The 21,603-nt window shown below is 31.9% G+C and carries 22 protein-coding genes; 10 read left to right on the forward strand and 12 right to left on the reverse strand.

Annotated features, from left to right (window positions below):
• Window positions 1–10 precede the first annotated feature (10 nt).
• Window positions 11–2,131: a TonB-dependent receptor plug domain-containing protein gene (locus tag FDY99_RS03110; RefSeq protein WP_139419084.1), complete on the reverse strand. Its 2,121-nt coding sequence runs from the start codon at window positions 2,129–2,131 to the stop codon at window positions 11–13.
• Window positions 2,132–2,578: 447 nt separating this feature from the next.
• Here FDY99_RS03110 and FDY99_RS03115 point away from each other — a divergent pair, with 447 nt between their 5' ends.
• Both FDY99_RS03115 and FDY99_RS03120 read left to right on the forward strand, forming a co-directional pair.
• Window positions 2,579–3,145 (forward strand): hypothetical protein, encoded by a 567-nt coding sequence (locus FDY99_RS03115; protein ID WP_139419086.1) that lies wholly within the window; start codon window positions 2,579–2,581, stop codon window positions 3,143–3,145.
• A gap of 244 nt (window positions 3,146–3,389) precedes the next feature.
• Complete coding sequence (locus FDY99_RS03120; protein WP_139419088.1) at window positions 3,390–4,685, forward strand: T9SS type A sorting domain-containing protein; 1,296 nt, start codon at window positions 3,390–3,392, stop codon at window positions 4,683–4,685.
• Window positions 4,686–4,921: 236 nt separating this feature from the next.
• On the opposite strand, the gene FDY99_RS03125 is transcribed toward FDY99_RS03120, so the two are convergent.
• The 6 genes from FDY99_RS03125 to FDY99_RS03150 form a co-directional block, all read right to left on the reverse strand.
• Window positions 4,922–5,212, reverse strand: coding sequence for a putative quinol monooxygenase (locus FDY99_RS03125; protein ID WP_139419090.1), 291 nt, complete (start codon window positions 5,210–5,212; stop codon window positions 4,922–4,924).
• Between the two features lie 80 nt (window positions 5,213–5,292).
• Window positions 5,293–6,177 carry a sulfite exporter TauE/SafE family protein gene (locus tag FDY99_RS03130; protein ID WP_139419092.1) on the reverse strand — a complete coding sequence of 295 codons (885 nt, stop codon included), beginning with the start codon at window positions 6,175–6,177 and terminating at the stop codon, window positions 5,293–5,295.
• A gap of 26 nt (window positions 6,178–6,203) precedes the next feature.
• Window positions 6,204–7,445, reverse strand: coding sequence for a sulfate adenylyltransferase subunit 1 (locus tag FDY99_RS03135; protein WP_139419094.1), 1,242 nt, complete (start codon window positions 7,443–7,445; stop codon window positions 6,204–6,206).
• Window positions 7,446–7,579: 134 nt separating this feature from the next.
• Window positions 7,580–8,488: a sulfate adenylyltransferase subunit CysD gene (cysD, locus tag FDY99_RS03140; protein WP_139419095.1), complete on the reverse strand. Its 909-nt coding sequence runs from the start codon at window positions 8,486–8,488 to the stop codon at window positions 7,580–7,582.
• A gap of 24 nt (window positions 8,489–8,512) precedes the next feature.
• Window positions 8,513–9,205 carry a phosphoadenylyl-sulfate reductase gene (locus FDY99_RS03145; RefSeq protein WP_139419096.1) on the reverse strand — a complete coding sequence of 231 codons (693 nt, stop codon included), beginning with the start codon at window positions 9,203–9,205 and terminating at the stop codon, window positions 8,513–8,515.
• 86 nt (window positions 9,206–9,291) lie between these two features.
• Window positions 9,292–9,699, reverse strand: a complete 408-nt coding sequence (locus tag FDY99_RS03150; protein ID WP_074231726.1) for an RrF2 family transcriptional regulator — start codon at window positions 9,697–9,699, stop codon at window positions 9,292–9,294.
• Window positions 9,700–9,863: 164 nt separating this feature from the next.
• Between FDY99_RS03150 and FDY99_RS03155 the strand changes: the two genes are divergently transcribed.
• From FDY99_RS03155 to FDY99_RS03185, 7 genes are all read left to right on the forward strand, one after another.
• Window positions 9,864–10,292, forward strand: coding sequence for a DUF4268 domain-containing protein (locus tag FDY99_RS03155; RefSeq protein ID WP_139419098.1), 429 nt, complete (start codon window positions 9,864–9,866; stop codon window positions 10,290–10,292).
• Between the two features lie 8 nt (window positions 10,293–10,300).
• Complete coding sequence (locus FDY99_RS03160) at window positions 10,301–10,639, forward strand: hypothetical protein (protein WP_228448730.1); 339 nt, start codon at window positions 10,301–10,303, stop codon at window positions 10,637–10,639.
• Between the two features lie 306 nt (window positions 10,640–10,945).
• Window positions 10,946–11,764, forward strand: a complete 819-nt coding sequence (locus tag FDY99_RS03165; RefSeq protein WP_139419102.1) for a DUF2314 domain-containing protein — start codon at window positions 10,946–10,948, stop codon at window positions 11,762–11,764.
• A gap of 22 nt (window positions 11,765–11,786) precedes the next feature.
• Window positions 11,787–12,539, forward strand: a complete 753-nt coding sequence (locus tag FDY99_RS03170; protein WP_139419104.1) for a YwqG family protein — start codon at window positions 11,787–11,789, stop codon at window positions 12,537–12,539.
• Between the two features lie 175 nt (window positions 12,540–12,714).
• Window positions 12,715–13,626 carry a hypothetical protein gene (locus tag FDY99_RS03175; RefSeq protein ID WP_139419106.1) on the forward strand — a complete coding sequence of 304 codons (912 nt, stop codon included), beginning with the start codon at window positions 12,715–12,717 and terminating at the stop codon, window positions 13,624–13,626.
• Window positions 13,613–14,251 carry an ABC transporter ATP-binding protein gene (locus FDY99_RS03180; protein ID WP_139419108.1) on the forward strand — a complete coding sequence of 213 codons (639 nt, stop codon included), beginning with the start codon at window positions 13,613–13,615 and terminating at the stop codon, window positions 14,249–14,251. Before FDY99_RS03175 ends, FDY99_RS03180 begins: the two co-directional genes overlap by 14 nt.
• Before the next feature lie 19 nt (window positions 14,252–14,270).
• Window positions 14,271–14,783 (forward strand): ClbS/DfsB family four-helix bundle protein, encoded by a 513-nt coding sequence (locus tag FDY99_RS03185; protein ID WP_139419110.1) that lies wholly within the window; start codon window positions 14,271–14,273, stop codon window positions 14,781–14,783.
• Window positions 14,784–15,056: 273 nt separating this feature from the next.
• Here FDY99_RS03185 and FDY99_RS03190 read toward each other — a convergent pair whose 3' ends face one another.
• Window positions 15,057–15,731 (reverse strand): YceI family protein, encoded by a 675-nt coding sequence (locus FDY99_RS03190; protein ID WP_074231662.1) that lies wholly within the window; start codon window positions 15,729–15,731, stop codon window positions 15,057–15,059.
• Window positions 15,732–16,056: 325 nt separating this feature from the next.
• On the opposite strand from FDY99_RS03190, the gene FDY99_RS03195 reads away from it, so the two are divergent.
• Window positions 16,057–17,184: a hypothetical protein gene (locus tag FDY99_RS03195; protein ID WP_139419112.1), complete on the forward strand. Its 1,128-nt coding sequence runs from the start codon at window positions 16,057–16,059 to the stop codon at window positions 17,182–17,184.
• Between the two features lie 532 nt (window positions 17,185–17,716).
• On the opposite strand, the gene gldG is transcribed toward FDY99_RS03195, so the two are convergent.
• The 4 genes from gldG to FDY99_RS03215 all read right to left on the reverse strand — a co-directional run bounded on the left by gldG (window position 17,717) and on the right by FDY99_RS03215 (window position 21,524).
• A complete protein-coding gene (gene gldG / locus FDY99_RS03200) occupies window positions 17,717–19,384 on the reverse strand; it encodes a gliding motility-associated ABC transporter substrate-binding protein GldG (RefSeq protein ID WP_102979457.1) in 1,668 nt (555 codons plus the stop codon).
• Between the two features lie 4 nt (window positions 19,385–19,388).
• Window positions 19,389–20,117 (reverse strand): ABC transporter permease subunit, encoded by a 729-nt coding sequence (locus FDY99_RS03205; protein WP_139419114.1) that lies wholly within the window; start codon window positions 20,115–20,117, stop codon window positions 19,389–19,391.
• 109 nt (window positions 20,118–20,226) lie between these two features.
• Complete coding sequence (locus FDY99_RS03210) at window positions 20,227–20,781, reverse strand: CopD family protein (RefSeq protein ID WP_139419116.1); 555 nt, start codon at window positions 20,779–20,781, stop codon at window positions 20,227–20,229.
• Between the two features lie 92 nt (window positions 20,782–20,873).
• Window positions 20,874–21,524, reverse strand: coding sequence for a hypothetical protein (locus FDY99_RS03215; RefSeq protein ID WP_139419118.1), 651 nt, complete (start codon window positions 21,522–21,524; stop codon window positions 20,874–20,876).
• Between the last annotated feature and the right edge of the window lie 79 nt (window positions 21,525–21,603).

Consider the following 21,603-nt stretch of genomic DNA (forward strand, 5'->3'; position numbering starts at 1 on the left):
TTTAATTTATTTAAAAATTATAATTTAATCTGGCGAAATAACTTCTGCCATAGAAAAGATTAGCTGCAGAATCGGCTGCATTATGAGCTGTTCCGCTTACTGTAGTATCTCTTACTGATGAAACATCAAAAATATTTTTTACTCCTAGACTCAGTTCAAAATGATTATTATAGAATGGTTGAGACACTATAAAATTCATCATGCTGAAATCTTTTCTTTCGCCAATTACAAAATAAGATGATGTAAGATCTGAAACTAAAACAGGAATCTGAGTTTTTCCTGTATACTTATAGTATAAAGATAAAATAGTATTGATTTTTGGAATGGTATAATTTGCAGATAGATTAGCTTCCAAAGTATAGAAGAATTCGTCTGGTGAAGTAGCTCCACCTGCTCTTAATACTCTGGAAATACCATAGTAAGAAGCATTTGCACCGACAACAAAATTATTTTTCTGAGCTCTGAAATTTGCTTCTACCAAGTAGGATTCAAATTTATCAATGTTGATATATTTATATTGTAATGGCGATTGATTAATAAGAGCTAATTCAATTCTATTTTTCAGATTAAGATAAGTACCACTTGTGCCGACTCTTAGATTCCAGCCAGAACTTGTGCTTATTTTCTTTTCTCCATTTAATGAAACTGTCATTCCTTCTTCAGGTTTAAGATCTGGGTTACCCTGTATATCGTGATTACTATCAACCATATAGGTATAAAGTTCATCAAAATTTGGGAATCTGTTTGCGCTACCTACAACCAATCTTATATTATCATTGTCGGTAATTTTTGCTCTTGCAGTAACAGAGTAATTGTGTTGAGTATCAAATTTATCACTTAAAGCTAAACGATATCCCGGACGAACAGATAACCAACTATTGGCATTCCATTCTACCGTCATGAAATTAGCATAATTGAAAATTTTTCTCTTTACGTCATTCGCTCCTTGAAAAACTCCCGCCGCATTTCCCGCAAAACCTGAAGTATGATCGAGTTCGTATCCTAACTGGAAATCAATTTTGTCATTGTTTAAGAAATTACTAAAAACTCCTCTAGAATAAATAACATCTGCTTTATTGTAAGATTTATATTCATTTTTTTCTGCAGCCTTTCTGTTTGGAACATCATAATCGAAGTCTCTAAATTTTCTGTCTTGTGTTTGATAAGAAAAATCTCCGGTATAATTTATTGCTCCCAATTTTGTTTGTACATTCAGCTGATTAAGGTATCTCGTGGTAAGATAATCTCTGTCTGTAGCAACATAAGTCCTATTTCCTTCTCCCAAATAAAGTTCATTAAGAATAGGATTATAGAAGTTTAATTTTTCGTTTAGATAACCAAACTTATAAAAGATTGATGTTTTATTTTTGCTATATTTTATAATTCCATCAACATTCAATACATCTTTAGGTTGCCAATCATACCCTCTTTTTCCGTCATTGGTTTCGCTAAAATATTTATAACCTTCACGATCTCCTCTAAAGCCCTGAAAATCATTATGATTTATATTTGCTCCTACATACCAGTTTTCATTGATGTTATAACCTACGTTTAAATTCTGAATATGTCTCCCTTCACCTTTCTTATACCAATCGTACTCTTTTCCTACGGTTTCTTCCTGTAATGAAGCTGATAAATTTAGTTTTTTATGGCTATTTTTCTTAGTAATAATATTGATAACACCTGCGACAGCATTAGAACCGTAATCAACTCCCATTGAACCTCTTACGAGCTCAATTCTTTCGATATTATTTACATTAAGTTTAGTTAAATCAATATTATTTCCTAAACCGATATCACCAACAACCGGAATATTGTCAATTAGAATTTTAGTGTATTCACCGCCCAATCCCATTAGACTTGCTGTAGAATTTCCAGAATTACGATCTGGTACAATTAGAACATTTAAACTTTGATTAAGAACTTCCGCAACATTCGTCACAGCCATATTTTTAATTTGCTGCGCATCGATCACCTCAACTTTATAAATTGATTTGTTGATTGATTGCTGCATATATTGTCCCGTAATAACAACTTCTTCTATTTTTTTCTGATTTAGAGAATCTTTTTCCTGTGCATTTATCAAAAAAATTGCAGATAACGACACCACTGAAAACACCTTCTTCTTCATAAACTCAAAATTTTCGACAAATATAGTGCTTTATTTAGAATAAGTAAAAATAATTGAAATTTTGTTAAGATGATATTTTTTAGCATAATTATGATAACAAAACTTTGATAATGATAACTAATGTTAAAAAACCTTTTTGCAAAGTTTTAAAACCCAACTGAAAACTAAAAACAAGATAAATATCATGCTTTATTTAGAATAATTAAAACTAATCATTGATTTTGCATCATATTTAGAATAATAGGAAAAATTAAATTACTTTTTGCGGGATTAGTTTTTTCAGCTTTTGCAGTAAATGCTCAAGTGCAAACTATTAACGAAAATTTTAACAACCTTACAACAGGAAATGCAACGTTTCCTCAGAATGGTTGGTCTGTTGTACTTCCTCCTATGAATACTCCACCGAGTCCACCACACCAATGATGATTGTTGATGCAGAAGCAGGTGATGCTACAAACAGATATGTATCATCATATTCTGGAGGTAATAAAGATACTTCGCAATATTTTAGTTGCTCTACAAATTGTTGCTCCGACAGGAAATAAAACTCTTTTATTCAAAGCAAGAAGGAATTCACAAAATAGCTACAGTAGTTGTTCAAGTCGGATTGGCATCAAATCCTACAGACATGACAACCATCGTTGCGGTAGGCACCAGTTACACTTTCTGCAAATACTTATCAGACTATCACAAGAGCGATTCCAAGTTCATCTTCTACTCATATTGTTTTTTAAAACGGTAAATGAAATTGCTCTTACACAGCATACAGCAGCTGATTTTGACGATGTTGTTTACGATTTAACCGCTAACTTAGCTGTTTCTGATAATGAAAAGAACAATAGCAATATTCAATTTGCTGTAAATTCAGAAAATACGGCTTTAGAATTTGTTGCTAAAGGAGAAATTAAAAATACCGATGCTTATTTGGCTTCAGGACAAAAAGTAGCTTCTGGAAAAGCCAACAACAATCGTTTTGAAATTAATACATTACAACCGAGGTTTATTATGTTTTAGCTGAATTAAAAATGGCAACGCTATTAAATCAAAATTCATCAAAAAATAATTGAGTAAATATCTTTTTTAAAAAGTTGGTTGCATCACGCAGCCAACTTTTTATTTTAAATCAATGAAATACAATACATTATATGTAAATAATAATTTAAAAAATTTAAAACAAGATAAATATCATGTTTTTATTTAGAATTATTAAAAATAAATATATAGTTTTGTATAACAATTCTAAATAAGGAATAAGGTTATGAAAACAAAACTATTTTTGGCATCACTTTTTGCTATATCAGTTCAGCAAACTGTATTGGCTCAAACAGATGCAAACGGATACACTACAGTAAATATGACAATGGGTGGAGCATATGCTAATCGAGTATTTTTTGATCTTTCCGCAAACAGTACTGTTTCGCAGGTAGGAGATAATTGGGATATTGCTTTTTATAGAAATAATGCAATGGATAAAGGTGTCAGAATAAATGACGCTAAAACTGTTACAGTTTATCAGGCTTCAGGTATTCCATCAGAATTTGATTCTGTAAATCCATCACAACTATCAACTTGGGGGGCTCCTTTATACAATCCTGATCAAACAACTCGTTTACAAGATGGGGCTTTCGATACCGCTACAAAAGCTACCGCTGGACCTTGGAATTATGGATGGGGAACTTATAATGTGGGGACACATGTTGTAAACGGAGAAGTAACGTTTGTTTTAGACTACGGTAGCAATAACTATATTAAATTTTTTATTACCTCATTTGCTAGCGGTTATACATTTAAATATGCTATATGGAATGGTACTTCTTGGGGAGCTACTCAAACCAAAACAATTGCTAATGGAACGGATGATGCTTATTTCAATTACTTTTCTTTCACCACAGGAGAAAAAGTTCCGAACTTAGAACCGGCAAAAGCAAATTGGGATATCATGTTTACGAGATATTATACTGACTATGTTTATCCAGGAGGATCTATGATGTATAAAATGTCGGGTGTATTACAAAGTCCTACAATTAGCGTAGCGAAGATACAGCCGGAAACTCAGGAGACCCCTTCAGCAACTTTACCTGCTACAACTGCATTTTCAAGTAATATCTCAGCAATTGGTCATTCATGGAAACCAACAAGCGGTGTCTATACAGATGTAGTATATTACATTAAACAAGGTTCAGACTATTATAGATTGTACTTCATTTCAAATGGTGGTACCAATAATGGAAATATGTACTTCAAATACAAAAATATCACTTCAACTTTAGGTATTACAGAAGTTAGCAAAAAAGCTTCTTTCGGTATTTATCCAAACCCTACAACGGCTGACAAAAAAGTAACGGTTTTATTTGATGTAAAAGAAAAAGATAACAACAAAGGAAACGTTGAAGTTTATGATCTTACCGGTAAAAGAGTTTACAATGCAGAACTAAGCAATCAAGCTGGTTTCTACAAGCAAGATCTTAATTTATCTCATCTTGCATCCGGAAATTACCTCGTAAAAATTACTTACGGTGGAAAAACGGAAACAAAAAAACTTATTGTAAAATAAGAGGAGTGAAAAAGTGAATTTGCTTCGCAGTGAATTGTCAATAGTCAATTTTAAATTTACCATTGACAGCGAAGCTAATTGACAATTCACCACAAAATTAATACTTTCTATTTTTTCTAATAAAAAGGCAGTTTCAAGAATGATGAAACTGCCTTTTGACTTTTCTAGCTTCTAGCTTCTAGCTTCTAGCTTCTAGCTTCTAGCTTCTAGCTTCTAGCTTCTAGCTTCTAGCAAAATTAATAAATCTTAAAACCTTTATAAACCTGTGCTGTTTCTTCCAGTATTTTAGATGCGTTTTTTCTGAAATCCAACAGGTGATCTGCTCCGTTGTGTTGGTTATGATGCTCTACACTTTCCCATAATTCAATCAGAAAAAAAATACCTTTATTATCTTTATCTTCAATTAGGTCATATTGCAGGCATCCATCTTCTTTTCTGGTTTCTCTCACCAAGGTCTGAAATAATTCTACAGCTTCCATCAAATTATTTTCTTTAAATCTGAAAAGAGCAACGATATGTAAATTCATGTATTATTTTTAGGCTGTAAATGTAAATTATTTTTGATTTTAATTGAATTCAAATTCTGCTAAATTTTTCACAAAAAAATCTAAAAAACAGATTTGTAGATCGTGATCGAGCTCATTACAATCACCAAAGTTCCGATGATGATAAACATATTTTTTACAGGAAGTTTTGCGGTGAGCATTGCAGAAAATGGCGCAGTAATAATTCCACCAATTAAAAGACCTAAAATAATATTCCAGTGTTGAATTCCTAAGGTTAAAAAGAAAGTCACTGCAGCAGTTACCGTCAGAATAAATTTTGCAACCGTAGAACTTCCCACTGCAAATCTAGGTGTAAAAGCATTCTTAATTAATGTTCCCGTCACCAAAGGTCCCCATCCTCCACCAGCGAAAGAATCGATAAAACCACCGATAATTCCCAATCGGGTAAGGTTTGTTTTTTTCTTTAAAGCTTTATTCTGTTTAGGTTTAAAAGCATTTGATAAGATTTGAATTCCAAGATACAAAGTGTAGAAAGAAATCACCGTTTTTGTAATTTTCGAATAATATTCACCCAGATAAGTCAGAGAAATGGCTCCGATAATTGCTCCGATAATTGCAGGAATAGCGAGTTTTTTTACCAGACTTTTGCTTACATTTTTTAGTTTAATGTGACTGATACTTCCGGCCGCTGTTGTAAAACTTTCGGCAGAATGAATACTTGCACTCACTGCATGTGGAGGAATTCCAAGAAATAAAAGTGTTGTTGTACAAATCACACCATACCCCATTCCCATTGATCCGGCGACAACTTCAGCAAAAACTCCTACCAAAAGCATCCAATAAAATATATAGTTGTCTTTGGCAAGAATAATTTCAAGTTCATCTAAATATCCTAAACTGTACAGTGACAGAAATATGATTGCCAAAACTGCAACCGTAATAAAAAGTACATTGAGCCTGAACTGAATTTTTTGTGAAATTACCATATCATCAATTGGTTTTAAATCAAGAATTATAAAATCATTACCGCTCCAACGGTAGAATTGCTTGTCTCATCAATAAGAATCGCATTTCCGGTTGATTTGCTGTCTTCAAAACTGTCAAAAACCAAAGGCGAAGCCGTTTTCAATCTTACTTTTACCACTTCATTTAGCTTTATACTTTCAGTAATTGGAGTTTGCTCTAAAGTATTAACATCAATTTTATATTCAATTTCTTTGATAATCGCTTTCAGAGTCTTGCTTTTATGCTGAATGAAATACTTATTTCCTTCATTCAGTTCTTTTTTGTCGAGCCAGCAAACTACAGCTTCCAATTCATTTTCAACTTTCGGCTGCTGATTGGTTTTCACCAAAAAATCACCACGACTGATGTCGATATCATCTTCAATATGAATTACGGCAGGCTGATTGGTAAATACAAAATCTACTTCTTTTCCTCCGGTTTCAATTTTTGAAATTTTGGTCTGAATATTTTGTGGAAGTACCGTAATTTCATCTCCTTTCTGATAAATTCCTGAAATCATTTCACCTGCATAACCTCTGTAATCATGCAGTTCATCAGTTTGCGGACGAATAACATACTGTACCTGAAATCTTGGATTTTCATTTTCTTGGTTTTCATTAATTTCTACATTTTCTAAGAAATCTAAAAGCGTAGAACCTTGATACCAATCCGTTTTCTCAGATCTTGAAACAATATTATCGCCGTTAAAAGCCGAAATCGGAAAATAATTGACGTTTTCCAGCTTCAGTTTTTTAGCAACCAATTCGTATTGAGCTTTAATATCATTGAAAACTTCTTCGGAATAATCTACCAAATCCATTTTATTAATCGCAACCACTACATTCTTCATTTTTAATAATGAAGCGATGATGGAATGTCTTCTGGTTTGCTCAATTACCCCTTGTCTTGCATCAATCAAAATGACGATCAACTTAGAGTTTGAAGCTCCCGTAATCATATTTCTGGTGTACTGAATATGTCCCGGTGCATCGGCAATAATGAATTTCCTTTTTGGAGTCGAAAAATATCGGTACGCCACATCAATGGTAATTCCTTGTTCTCTTTCGGCTCTCAAACCGTCTGTCAAGATTGCAAGGTCTACTCCATTTTCGTTTTTATTTTTTGATTGTTTTTCCAATGCTTCAAGTTGGTCGATCAATATATTTTTGCTGTCGTATAGAAGTCTTCCGATCAGCGTGCTTTTGCCGTCATCTACACTTCCTGCTGTTATAAATCTTAATATGTCCACGTTTATTTTATTAGTAATGAGTAATTGGTAATGAGCAATTTTTCAAACCGTTCATTTTTTTTTAATTTAACTTTAGCATGAGTAAAATATGCAGTATAATTTGAATTACTTATTACTCATTGCGAATTACCTATCTAAAAGTATCCTCCTTTTTTTCTGTCTTCCATTGCGGCTTCGGTCACTTTATCGTCAATTCTGGTTTCACCACGTTCGGAAATTCGGGAAGCGGTAATTTCATTCACAACCTGATCCAAAGTTTCAGCTGAACTTTCCACTGCAGCAGTACAGGTCATATCTCCAACCGTTCTGTAACGTACTTTTTTATTTTGAATCTGATCATTTTCATCGATTTGAATAAAATCTGAAACGGTAATTAATTGTCCGTCATATTCAATCACATCACGATTGTGCGCAAAATAAATTGATGGAAGCTGAATATTTTCTTTTTTGATATAATTCCAGACATCAAGTTCCGTCCAGTTTGAAATCGGGAAAACTCTTACATTTTCGCCTTTGTTGATTCTTCCATTGTAGATATTCCACAATTCAGGACGCTGTAATTTCGGATCCCATTGTCCGAATTCATCACGGACAGAGAAAAATCTCTCCTTTGCTCTTGCTTTTTCCTCATCTCTTCTCGCTCCGCCAATACAGGCATCAAATTGAAATTCTTCAATCGTATCTAATAAAGTATGGGTTTGTAACCAGTTTCTGGAAGCAAATTTTCCTTTTGGTTCGGTTAAATTTTTAGCTTTGATCGTGTCTTCTACTTTTCTGACAATCAATTCTGCACCAAGGCTTTCAGCAAAATAATCTCTGAATTGCAATGCTTCCGGAAAATTGTGTCCCGTATCGATATGTACGAAAGGAAAAGGAATTTTCATCGGAGCAAAAGCCTTTTTCGCCAGATGAACCAATGTAATTGAATCTTTTCCGCCACTGAAAAGCAAAGCAGGTTTTTCAAACTGAGCAGCAATTTCACGCATGATGTAAATGCTTTCAGCTTCCAATTGTTCGAGATAATTTAGTTTGTAGTCACTCATTATTATTTGAAGATTAAATTAAAATTAATGTGAATGCAGACCGCATTCTTTTTGTGAAGTTTCCCACCACCATCTTCCGGCTCTCGGATTTTCACCTTCTTCGATGGCTCTTGTACAGGGTTGACAACCTACACTGATGAAACCTTTTTTATGTAAAGACAACTCCTGAACTTTATTTTGTTCTAAATAATCCAGAACATCCTGATAATTCCAGTTGATCAATGGATTGTATTTGTATAGTTTTCTGTCTTCATCCCACTCCAAAATTGGCATATTTTCACGGTTTTCAGATTGTTCGGAGCGCAAACCGGTAATCCATACTTTGGCATTTTCCAAGGCACGATTCAAGGGTTTTACCTTTCGGATAAAGCAACACTCTTTTCTGTTTTCAACGGAATGATAAAAACCGTTTACTCCTTTTTCCGTCAAATATTTTTCAACATCAGAAGCTTCGGGAAAGTAAACTTCAGTTTTCTTTTGATAGCGCGAATTATTTTTTGAAAGCAAATCGTAATGCTCATAGAAAAGTCTTCCTGTATCTAAGGTGAAAACTTTTATCGGTAAATTATTTTTGAAAATAGCATCTGTAATAACCTGATCTTCCTGACCAAGCGAGGTTGAGAAAACAACCCCTTCTGAAAATTTAGAGGAAATAAACTGTAATCCTTCCTCCAATGTAAGCTGCTGCAAAGTATCTATATCCTCTTTTGAAAACATAATTTTATGTTTGATACCAGCAAATATCGAACAAAAATATTATCCTACCAAATAAGTAGACTTATAAAATTGAAATTATGATTTAATTAATCTATTAAATCTAAAAGAGTTTTTTTCTCTAAAATTTTAAGTGAAGCATCTCTTACTTCAATTAAAACATCATGTAAACTGCAGTGATCTTCGTTACAATCAGCACATTTTTCATAAAAATTAAGACTTACACAAGGAAGCATAGCAATAGGACCATTCACCAAACGAATGATTTTCGCCAAATTTACATTTTGAGGATTTTCTTTAAAAAAATATCCGCCTCCTTTTCCCTTTTTACTATCGAGGATGTCCGCTTTTTTTAGTTCAAGCAAAATGTTTTCAAGAAATTTCAACGGAATTTTCTTGTTTTCTGCAATTTCAGAAATAAGAATCGGGCCTTCATTTCTCTTTTCTACAAGATATGAAAGCGCCTTAAAAGCATATTGAGATTTTTTTGACAGCATTACAGCAAAAATAGGAAAAAGTTTGGATATTGAAGTTGGAAGTTTGATGATGGAAGCTGGAGGTTTAAAAAATTGGATTAATGACAAATTGCACAAGCCTTAACCACACTAGCTTCCAGCTTCTGACACCTAACTTCCAGCCAAAAAAAACTTATCTTTGCCTCATGTTCAGTAAAGAAGAAGCACAGCAATTAAAAAAAGAATTTTGGACGGCTTTCGGAAAATCGTTTCCGAGAAAATGGCTTTTGTATAATACCAAAATCAAGGATTTTTCATTTAAATTTTATGCAGATAAGAAGAAAGCGGAAGTTTCTTTGGATATCGAAATGAAAGATGAAGTTTTCAGAGATGCGTATTACAATAAAATCTGGTCGTTGGAAGATATTCTTAAAGATTTTGTTGGTGATTTTCATAAAGAAGAATTTTATACTTTAGAAAACGGAAAAGTTATCAGCAGAATCTGGGTTGAAAAAGAAGGAATTTCTGTTTTCAATAAAAATTCATGGCGAGAAGCTTTTGAGTTTTTTGTTGAAAAAATGGATGGCTTTGAGAGGTTTTATTACGAGTATGAAGATTTTATAAAGGATGTTTAATTATGAAAATGTCTAAAAAATATGGTATTACTTTTAAGAAAATCATTCTAAAAAACTACAGTGGTTTTAAGTGTGAATATTCGACAATTCCAGGATCGTACTGTGCTGCAGATTTACTTGAAACATTTAGAGTTGAAGCTCCTTATTTATTGGAAGAAATTGATACAGTATTAAAAGGTGAATATTATGATGAAATTTTTCTGCCTGATTTTGGATTCAGTGAATTACGATTTGATCCGCCAAATGCAATTTTTAATAATGATTTTACGATTCCACTCACTGAGTTGAAAATTCTTTTGGAAGAATGGATTGAATTCATGAAAAAGGAAAAATTCAATATGAAATAAAAAACTTTAGTATATTAACAACACAAAAAACACATCATGAAAAAAATTATCTTATTACTAATTTTATTGGTATTTCCTTTAGCATCTGCACAAAATGTTTTTAAATCACAAAAACAAATCTTCTAAAAGATCTGGAAAATTTATAACTGTTAAATTTCTTTAAACATGAGATAATTTAAACTCTTGTTTAAATATTTTCCGTATTTTAGTTACACCAAATATATCATTACATATTTATTCATCGGCTTTTTGGCAGAATATATAATGATATTTTTTAAAATTAAATCACAAAATTTTTAAAATACAATGGAAAATAATTCGTTTATTTTTACGGACGGAAGAGACCCCAAAATGATTGAAGCGTATAAAAAAGCGCAGGAAACTTTTAAATATTTCTGGCGAGAGCAATCTTGGGAATACAGAAGAATCATTCCTGGATTAAATCTTGCCTGTGTAAAAGCTTCTTTCTCTGAAGTAAATTCTGATGGAGACAAAATCGTAGAACATATGTGGATGAATGACATCAACTTTGATGGCGACACAGTTAGCGGATATCTCATCAACGAACCCAATGATTTGACCACAATACAACCCGGAGATTATTTTGAAATCCCGTTAAACGAAATCAGTGACTGGCTTTTTGCCATTACTCCGATGCAGAAAAAAGCTAAAGGACTTTCAAAATTATTTTCTTCATCTTCAGAGCCTATTCCTAAAGCTTATGGTGGATTTACCATTCAGAAAATGCGTGGAGATATGTCTGAATCTGAAAGAAGAGATCATGATGATGCGTGGCAACTTGATTTTGGAGATTTTAATGAGATTGAAGTCGTTAATGAGCAAAAAGAAAAGCCTGAAAACCTCATCGAACATCCGATGAGCAAAAATATGAAAGAAGATTTTGTAAAATTTCTTAAAGAATATCCAAACGAACTGACCCATATTGATGAAAACGGGTTTACACTCCTTCATCGAGAAACGATTGCCGGAAATTTAAGTTCTGTAGAAGTACTGCTCGAAGCCGGAGCAGATAAAAATCTAAAAACAAATAAAGGAAAATCTGCTTTAGATTATGCAAAACAACTAAATTGGGAGCATTTAATTCCTATTTTTGAAAAAAACTAATAACTTCTTAAACTAATACCAAATGATACCAGAGTTCCTCAATGAGTTTAAAACTCAGCTTGAAAAATACAAGCTTGAAACAATAAAAATTTCTGCCACACCTCTTGAAAACGGAGAATCTCTTCAAATTTCTGACAGTAAGTTTTTAGGAAAACCTTATTTACCAAAAGAGATGGAATACCCTAAAGACAAAGAAAACAAACCAATGGTTCTTTGGACGCAAATCAATTTTGCGGATGTTCCGGTTCTTGATGGTTATACTGATCAGGGAATATTGCAATTTTTTGTATCTGCCGAATGGTTTGATATGGATGATTACAAAGTTGTTTTTCATGACAATATCACTGAAGAGTTTCAAACTGATTTTTCTTTTTTAACAGAAGAAATGTATGAAGAGTCACCAATTTATCGTGAACATAAACTCGATTTCAGTAAAGAAATTGAATATGGAAGTTCTGAAGATTTTCGATTTGATATGAGGTTTAATGATAAAGATTATTGGGATTTTCAAGAAACGCTTACAAAAAACCAAACAGAAGAAATAGAAAAAATTATTGATGGAACGGGGCACAAAATAGGAGGTTATGCCTATTTTACTCAGGCAGACATTAGAGATTGCAACAAAAATCTTAAGCAAGATTTGCTCTTATTACAGATTGATACTGATGATGAAATCATGTTTGGAGATTCTGGTGTTGCCAATTTTTTCATCAATCCGGAAGACTTAAAAAACAAACGTTTTGAAAAAGCTTGGTTTAATTGGGATTGTTGCTAAGAAAAAATTAATTTTAAAAGAGAAACTTTCGGGTTTCTCTTTTTCATTGAGTTTCAAATTATCCTTATTTAGTGATATTTAAAATTGATTTTTATATCTTTGAAACCTTGTAAAATGGTTTGGATAGTTGGTTTGTTTAAACGATTCAAACTAATTCAATGCTAAAATAATTTCATTGTACAAAATTTATCAACATTTTCAGTTTAGATTTAATCAGAGTTTTAGGATTTTTAATTTCAATCCCAAAGTCAGTTTACCTGTTATTTTGGTTTTTGGCGCATTGATGATTGTCAAGTTTCCACAAACTGTTTTTTATCCGCTCCTCTATTTTTCAATGGTTTTGGTTTTTCATATCAACAGAAAAGATATTCCTTTTTTGAAAAAAACATTTATCAGTAATTGGAGATTGATTATTTTTCTGGAATCTGCGTTTATTTACATGCTTTTTCTAATGGCAAATATCAATTATAAGATTGAAAAATTTGGTTTACTGGCGTTTGTAGCAATCATTTCATTATGTTTTTTACAGCCTAAATCTAAACCATTCCCTACTCTGCAATGGAATTTTATATCAAATGATCTTTTTGAATGGAAAAGCTACATGCGAAAAAACACATGGATGTTTATTCTTACCTACATCATCGTTGTTGCTTCGGCTTATCATCAAGCAAGTTTAATTTTATGCGGAATCTTTCTTCTTGATTACCTTTCCCACGTTTATGAAAATAATGAGAACAAAGAAATGCTTGAAGTTTATTTTAAAAAGATGAATTTTAAAGACAAAATCTATAAAAATGTAGTTTTTTTCAATGCGCTACTTTCGCCTACATACATCGGGTTTTTAATTTTTAATTTTAATGAAAGCTTATATCTTCTGTATTATATTTTCTTTATGAATTGCTATTTTTTATTAATTCTCACCAGAAAATACAAACTTTATCATCATCACGAAAAAGCCAATTACTTCAGCATCGCAGTGTTTATAGAATATTTTGCATACAGCATAACCATTATTCCTGCGTTGATTATGATCCGTTTAAACAATAAAGAAGCAAAGCAAAATATCAGCAAATATGTTGGAAATTAAAAATATATCGGTCAGTTTTAAAGATAAAAATGTTCTTCAAAATTTAAATTTAGAAATTGAAGAAGGTATTATTTTAGGCATTCTCGGGAAAAACGGAGCTGGAAAAACGACACTGTTTGAATCTTTATATCAAAGTCAGAAATACAATGGTGAAATTTTGTGGCAAAACCAGAAACTTTTCCGTCAAAATATCTCTTACTTGGAAACGGAAAATTATTTCTATCCTTACATTACAGGAAGGGAATATCTTTCTTATTTCGCAAAAGATAAACTTCCGAAAACTATAGAATTGGCTGAAAAATTTCAACTTCCGTTAGATAAATATGTTCAATATTATTCGAGTGGAATGAAAAAAAAACTGGCTTTAATCGGAATGTTGATGCTCGATAAACCTATTAATATTTTAGACGAACCGTTTAACGGAGTCGATTTTGAAGGTGTTCATTTATTGTATGACATCATCCGTGAATTGAAGCAAAGTAATAAAATGGTGATTATAAGTTCGCATATTATCGAAACACTTTTCCATACTTGTGACCGAATCGTTACTTTAGAAAATGGATTCATCAGCAATATTTTTGAAAAATCTGATTTTGAAAAACTGAATCATTTTAAATTTGTTTAAATATTAATAATTTCAACAAATGGCAATTCCGTCCAACAAAGAAGAATTAATCATTGCGATTGAATCGAATTATAAAAAGCTGAAGGCAGAAATCGATTCGGTTCCTAAAGACTTGAGTGATGTAAAAACTTTGGAAGGTCATTCAAAAGGAACCGAAATGTCAGTGAAAAATCTTCTTTCTTATCTGATTGGTTGGGGCGAATTGGTTTTAAAATGGAATTCAAAAAAAGAATTGAATGAAATAGTAGATCTTCCCGAAACAGGATACAAATGGAATGAACTAGGAAAACTTGCAAAGAAATTCTATCAAGATTACGAAAATGAAGATTTCTGTGAATTGAAATTAAAACTTGATTCTACTGTAGAAAAAATTTTAGTTCTCATCAATTCAAAATCGAATGTCCAACTTTATGGAATCAATTGGTATGAAAAATATACTTTAGGAAGAATGATTCAGTTTAATACCTCTTCGCCTTATGCTAATGCAAGATTGAGATTGAGGAAATGGAAAAAAGAACAAGGTTTTGAGTAATTCTCTCGCAGATTTTGGGGATTTAGCAGATTTTAAAGATATCGGTAAATTCAAAAATCAAAAAAAGCGTAAAGCCTAGATAAATTAAACGTCAGTTCGAGTGAAATTCTGAAAGAATTTTTATCGAGAACTTTTGAATTCTTAACTAACGTTCTCGATACATTTTTCCTTCTCTTCGATTCGGAAAAACACTCGAACTGACGACAGAATTTTATTAAACAAAAAAGACATCTGCATTTCTACAGATGTCTTTATCTTTTTTGGTGTTCAGAATTATTTTTGAGCAGCTTTTACATCGATACCGATTTCGATATCTTTGCTGATCATCCATTCAGCTGGATCAGTTTCGTCAGTTCCGAATTTGATTCCCCAGTCAGCACGGTTTACAGTGAATTGAGCTTTCAAAGTAGCAGATTTATCTACGATTTCTACTTTTGCAGGGAAAGTTACATTCATTGTTTTACCTAATAAAGTTAGGTTTCCGCTTACCGTTTTGTTAGCACCTTCTACAGCGTTTTGAGCACCTGCAGCAAGATCTTCAACTTTAGTGATTTTGAAATCAGCAGTCGGGTGTTTTTCTACGTCGAAGAAGTCAGCATTTTTAAGGTGACCTTCAAGATCTGTATATTTTTTGTCTTTCTCAGTTACAGAAGCAGGATCTACTTTGATCGACTTCATATCGATTACAAATTCACCAGATGCCAATTGATTATCCGCAACAGATAATTCTCCCGTAGAAATTGCTAAAGTTCCCCAACGTGGAGCAAAACCTCCTTTGTGGAAAGCTTTCCAGTTTACTTTAGATGCAGCCGCATCAACAGTGAAAACATCACCTTGCTTTTCAGCTACTGTTTGTTCCTGACCTGCAGTTGCAGCTTCTTTTTTATCACCACACGATGCAAGAAGTAAACCTAAACTTGCCAAAGCGATTACGCCAATTTTCTTCATTTTTTTAATGTATTTAATATTAATATTGTTTGTTGTCTCAATAAAACCTCAAAACTTTTATTTTATTGTTTTGACTCTGCAAACCTCCGAAAAATTGAAGGCTTAATGATTAACATAGGATAAGAAAAGACTAAAATTATAAAAAACTTTTGGAAATTGAAGTTTAATAATCGTTAAATCCTAGAAATTGTACTGAATATTAAATCATATTGGTAGAATTAATAAAGCTTCCAAGATTATGATTTTTCTTTTGTAAAGTGATTTTAATTGGGATTTGTTTTATATTTGGTTGGCTTAAAAGGTCTCTATAAATTATTTTGAGTTTATGAAAAAAAATATTCTGTTCTTTCTTATTTATACAACATCCTACTTTAATTCGCAAACATACACCGCAAACTTCAATATAAATATTGAAAATAAAGATGTAAAAACGATTGTAGATCTTTGGCAGTCTTATTTGAAAACAAATTCTAAAGAATACTGGAATATTGCTGAAACCAAAAATTTAAAAAACTTCAATACTCTTAATATCGAAGGGGTTATCAATCCGTCATTAATGAATTGGAATTTTTCTAATCATATTTTAAGTGTAAATCCTCTTTCGGAAGATTCTTATCTTATTAAATCTATTTTTGAAGGAGAAAACAAATCGGTTTTTGCGATTGCCAATGTTTTAGCTAAAAGAGAAAATGGAAATTACAAACTGTCTAATTATCTTTTCGACTACACAAAAAGCTGGAAATCTCATTCATCAGGCAACATTACTTATTTCTACAGACCAGATTATATTTTAAACCAAGAAGAGGTTTCACAAGCAGAGAAATTTTATTCTGAATTGTGTAAAACTTTCAATCTCAAACCTGAAAAACTTACATATTTTATTGCAAAAGACTGTGACAACATTTATGATATTTTAGGTTATGAATATATTTTCAGCAAAGGAATGTCTAAAGAATGTGGTTATTATGAAATTCAAAATAATTTTATTTTTGCAACAGAAAATGCAGGAGCCAATCATTATCACGAAATTACTCACTTCATTAATAAATTTTATCCCAACGCCAATTATTTACTTTTGACAGGAATTTCAGCTTACTTATCAGGTGAAAAGGCACATTTCGGAAAATCTCTGGTTTATCACACCAAAAGGGTACACGAATATTTAGAAAAAAATAAAGAAATCAATTTATCAAATCTATTTGAATTTTACAAACTAGACGAAAACACAAATCCACAATACGTGATTGGTGGTTTGCTTTGTGACCTCATCATCGAAAGAAAAGGAAAAAATGGATTGATTGAAGCGTTCAGCAATACAAAATCTGATGAAGATCTTTTAAAGTTTTTGCAAATGAAAATTTTAAAGAAAAATGAAAACCTTAATGATGTTTTGAGAAAAAAAATTAAAGAGATTTCGAAAACAGATGAATTTCCAAATAGACTTAAAAATTAATTATCAAACTATTCTTTAAGAGATAATCTTTGAAAAAATAATATTTATAATAAAACATCAGTGGAAATAAAATATAACATTAAACTTTTTACGATTATCTCCTATACTATTTTGTTAGTTGCTTTTATATTGCCAAAAATAATCGTTACTAACTCTTATCGATATGGAGAATTACATAACTTATGGGTATTTTCAGTATTGGTTGTCTTCGCATTTCATGGCATTTCAATTTTCTTAACTGTTTTAAATATTGCTTTTATCATTTTAAGAATAAGAGAGAATAAAAAAAAATGTTACATTTTATTATTGACCAACATTCCAATAATATTATTTGAGCTTTGGTTTTTTATAACCATTTGATTAAAATTATGAAATATGATTTTCCTTTTGGATCACAGCAAAAAATAAAATGACAAAATAGATTGAAGATGAACATAATAAATTGAAATTGTAAAACTTAAAAAATGATTTTATTCTTTCCCGTAAAAAACAAAAAAAGAGAAACCTCACTGTTTCTCTTTTTTATATCATTCTATCCAAATTTCTTTTTTCTTAACCAGAAGAACAACCCTCCTAAAAGTCCGATTATTGCTAATGGCAAAAATAAATTAAGGTATTGCCAGTTTGTTCTTTCATCAGCGATTCTGTGACGATCGAGAAGACGTTCTTCGATGTTTCTATTTCTCAATTCCATCAGATTGCTGTCATCGAGAAGATAATCTAATGCATTTCTAAGGAATTGTTCGTTACCAAATTGTTCGTCAGTCAGCATATCAACTCCCAAAGGTAAAGCTTGACCTTTAATGATTTTATTTCTTCCGACATCACCATCTGCAATCACGATCATTTTATTTTCCGGACTTGTTGCTTTAAAGCCAGGATAAGATTTTCTTTCAATTCTTGAAGCATAAGCAGAATTAAATTTTCCTTCCAGAGCAACAGCAAAAATTTTCGGTGTGCTTGGTTTTTCCATTTGTCCGAGACTGTCTACGCTGGAAATTTCTTTTAGCTCAACATAATTCGGAACCTGCTTCAGTAAAGTTCTTTCACTCGATTCAAATAAAACATGAGTTTTAAATTTTCTTCCGCCCAAAGTATCGATTGATGTAGGAAATTCAAGTTTTACAGGATTGATATTTTTTGTGATAGGATGATCGTGTTCTGCAATTCCCAAAGGAAAATATGGCCATGGAAGACTTGTATATTGTGCATTCCCTCCTACTTCACCGGTAACCAGTTTTAAAAGCGCATACTTTTTTACATCTTTTACCAAAGCCGGATTGATTCTTAAACCATAATTAAAAAAGAAATCAGTCATATTAATATCAACCGGGAAAGGCATTACTTTTTTAGATCTCGTTAAAGTATCCATTTCAGCGTTTACCGCATCGATCATCCAAAGTGTTTTTCCGCCGTTCATGATGTACTGATCCAGAATAACTTTTTCACCGTCTGTAAAAGCTTTTCTTGGCTTTGCAATTACCAAAGCGCTCATTTGTTTCAGTAAAGGAACGTCTGCCTGAGTAATTTCTACATTATTTTTAGGAACAATCGGCCCTGCATCATAACTTTCTAAGGCAAGATTCATAAATCCTTCAAATTCACGAGGATTCAGCTCATCCTGATTCACAAGAATTCCTATTTTTTTTCTTTTATCTGAAGCAACTGCTTTGATGTTTGAAACTAAATTATATTCTAAATTTTCAATCGATTTTCTCAATTGCTCTTCCGCATTGATATTAGATTGCTGTACAACTAACGGAATAGAAACTCCTCTTTGGTTATACTTTACAACAGCATAAGGAAATAGAGTAATCTGCGAAACTTTTCCGTCTTTAATATCCGGAAGTATTGAAGGCTGCATTCCCATTGCCATCAAAGTGTCTTGCGACATTTTTGTTTTGATGGGATCGATGAATTTAAAATCTATTTTTGGATTGATTTTTCTGAATTCTTCAAGCATAAACTTGGTTTCGCTCTGAAGCTGTTTAAAGCTTGCCGGGAAATCTCCTTCTAAGTAAACATCTACCGTTAAAGGTTTTTTAACCGATTCTAAAACTTTTATTGTACTATCTGAAAGTGTATATCTTTTTTCTTTCGTTAAATCTAATCTGATGCCTGAAAATGCAAGAATTAATGCGACTGCAAAAGTTCCAATCAATAAAATGGCAAACGGAGATTTTAGGTTGATCTTCTTCATGTTTTTACTTCTTTTTATTGATAAAATGATTAGACAATGTTAAGGTAAGACCAATGATGAAAACAAAATAGGCAACATCTTTAAAATCGATAAGACCTCTTGTAAAGCCTAAGAAATGTTGATAAAAACCAATATTTTGTAAAATAAAATCAGCTCCGCCCAACAATTTATAACTTGCCAATTGTTCGATTCCGAAATACATGATGAAACACATGAAAACTCCCAAAAGGTAAGCCATGATCTGGTTTTGAGAAAGCGATGAAGCTAAAATTCCAACTCCCGAAAAAGCAGCAATCAAAATAATTAAACCGAAATAGCTTCCGAAAGTCATTCCCATATCAATATTTCCTTCAGGAACTCCCAAAACGTAAACCGTATAAAAATAAATTACCGAAGGAATTAGACATAAAATTCCGACCACCCAAACTGAAAGAAACTTTCCTGAAACCAAATCTGAAACTTTCAGAGGCTGAGAAAACAACCAGTTTAAAGTTCCCGTTTGTAGTTCTTCTGCAAAAGTTTTCATCGACAACGCCGGAATAATAAACATCAGTAACCAAGGTACTAAAACGAAATAGCTCTGTAAAGATGCCATTCCGATGTCAAAAATATTAGAATCATTTTCGAAGAAAAACAGAAACAAAGTCGTTATCAGACTGAATGCTGCGATGATGATCCACGCGCTCCAGTTCCCAAAATAACTCCAAAGTTCTTTTTTTAAAATTGCAAACATGTTTTATTTAGGTTTTAGGTTATAGGAATTAGGTTTTAGATAATTGGCGTTACATTAACTCACAATTGACCATTCACTATTAACTTTATTAATTTTTACTTGGCTCTTTTTACTTTTTACTTTTCCCTTTCTTATTCACCAGCTTCACCGTCATCATGATTAAAAATACCAGAACGAAAAATCCTGTAATTAATTGCCACCAATATTCAATAACCTGATATTTTAAAATAACGGTAAAAACGACCAAAAATAAAATAAATGTGGCAATTTCGTTCGCTTGCCTTAGTTTTAAATTGGCTGTTTCTAAAGTATTTCCGTTGAGCTCGACTAATTTTTTTACTTTTTTCCAACACCAGTAATGGTAAATGGCCAATCCAATTAGGAAAGTAAGCTTCAGATGAAACCACGGCATTTTCATTAATCCCGAATTCAAAAAGATCATAATCAAACCACAAACGGTCATGATAACTCCTGCAGGAACGGTGATAATGTTCCATAATCTTCGAGCCATAAAGGTGTATTGCTCTCTCAAAATGGTCTTTTTTTCGTCAGAAAAAGCATCAGTATCTTTATAGTACACGAAAATCCTCACGAGATAAAAAATTCCCGCAAAATAACTGACCATGAAAATAATGTGTAACGCCTTGATGATGGTATAAAGCATCGTAAAAATTTGTGTGCAAAGATAGTTTATTTCAGAAAAAAAGTGAATTTTATATGAGAAAATGATGATTAAAGAAGATTAATTGAATTATTTTAAAATTTAAAAATAATTTTGATATCAATATTAAAATTAAAACCAAGTTTAGAACCTTCCTTATTTAGCAAAAATTGAAATGGCAATCCATCGGTCGGCTCATATTTTTCTTCCCGATTTATCACATTACTGTAAGAAATATCACTCTGTCTGATTCCGAAACCAATTTTAGGCATAAATCCGAACCAAGACGATTCTTTGTGAAGCATGATGCTGTAATTGATATTTAATCCTGCTTTAGTTCTTTTGTAATCTGCAGAACTGAATGAATAATAATTATCATTTTCATCATAATAATTTCCATTCACATTATCACCTTTATGATTTAGGTAAAAAACTTCTGCCGAAATCAAATGCTTTAATCTTGAATCAGGGTTTAAACTATAAAAAACTTCAGGCCGAATTTCAAACATATTAAATTTCCCCTTGAAGTCATTATGGTTAAAAGGCGTAATTCCTTCCGAACCATATCCTAGTTCGGCACCAATCCACCATCTTTCAGACAATTTGTGCATATAACCAACATTGTATCGCTGATCCCGAAACGGTGAAAAAGTACTGACCGTAATAATTGATTTAAAATCCTCAGACTGCGCAGAAAGCTGAATTGATAAAACAAAAATAAAAAGCAGAAGTAGATCTTTTTTCATCGAAGATTCTTAGAATATTAATCTGCTAAAAATAAAACAATTCTATATTCGACAACAAAATAATTTATATTTATAAACA

Origin of the sequence: Chryseobacterium mulctrae (assembly GCF_006175945.1) — a bacterium.
Classification (GTDB): Bacteria; Bacteroidota; Bacteroidia; order Flavobacteriales; family Weeksellaceae; genus Chryseobacterium; species Chryseobacterium mulctrae.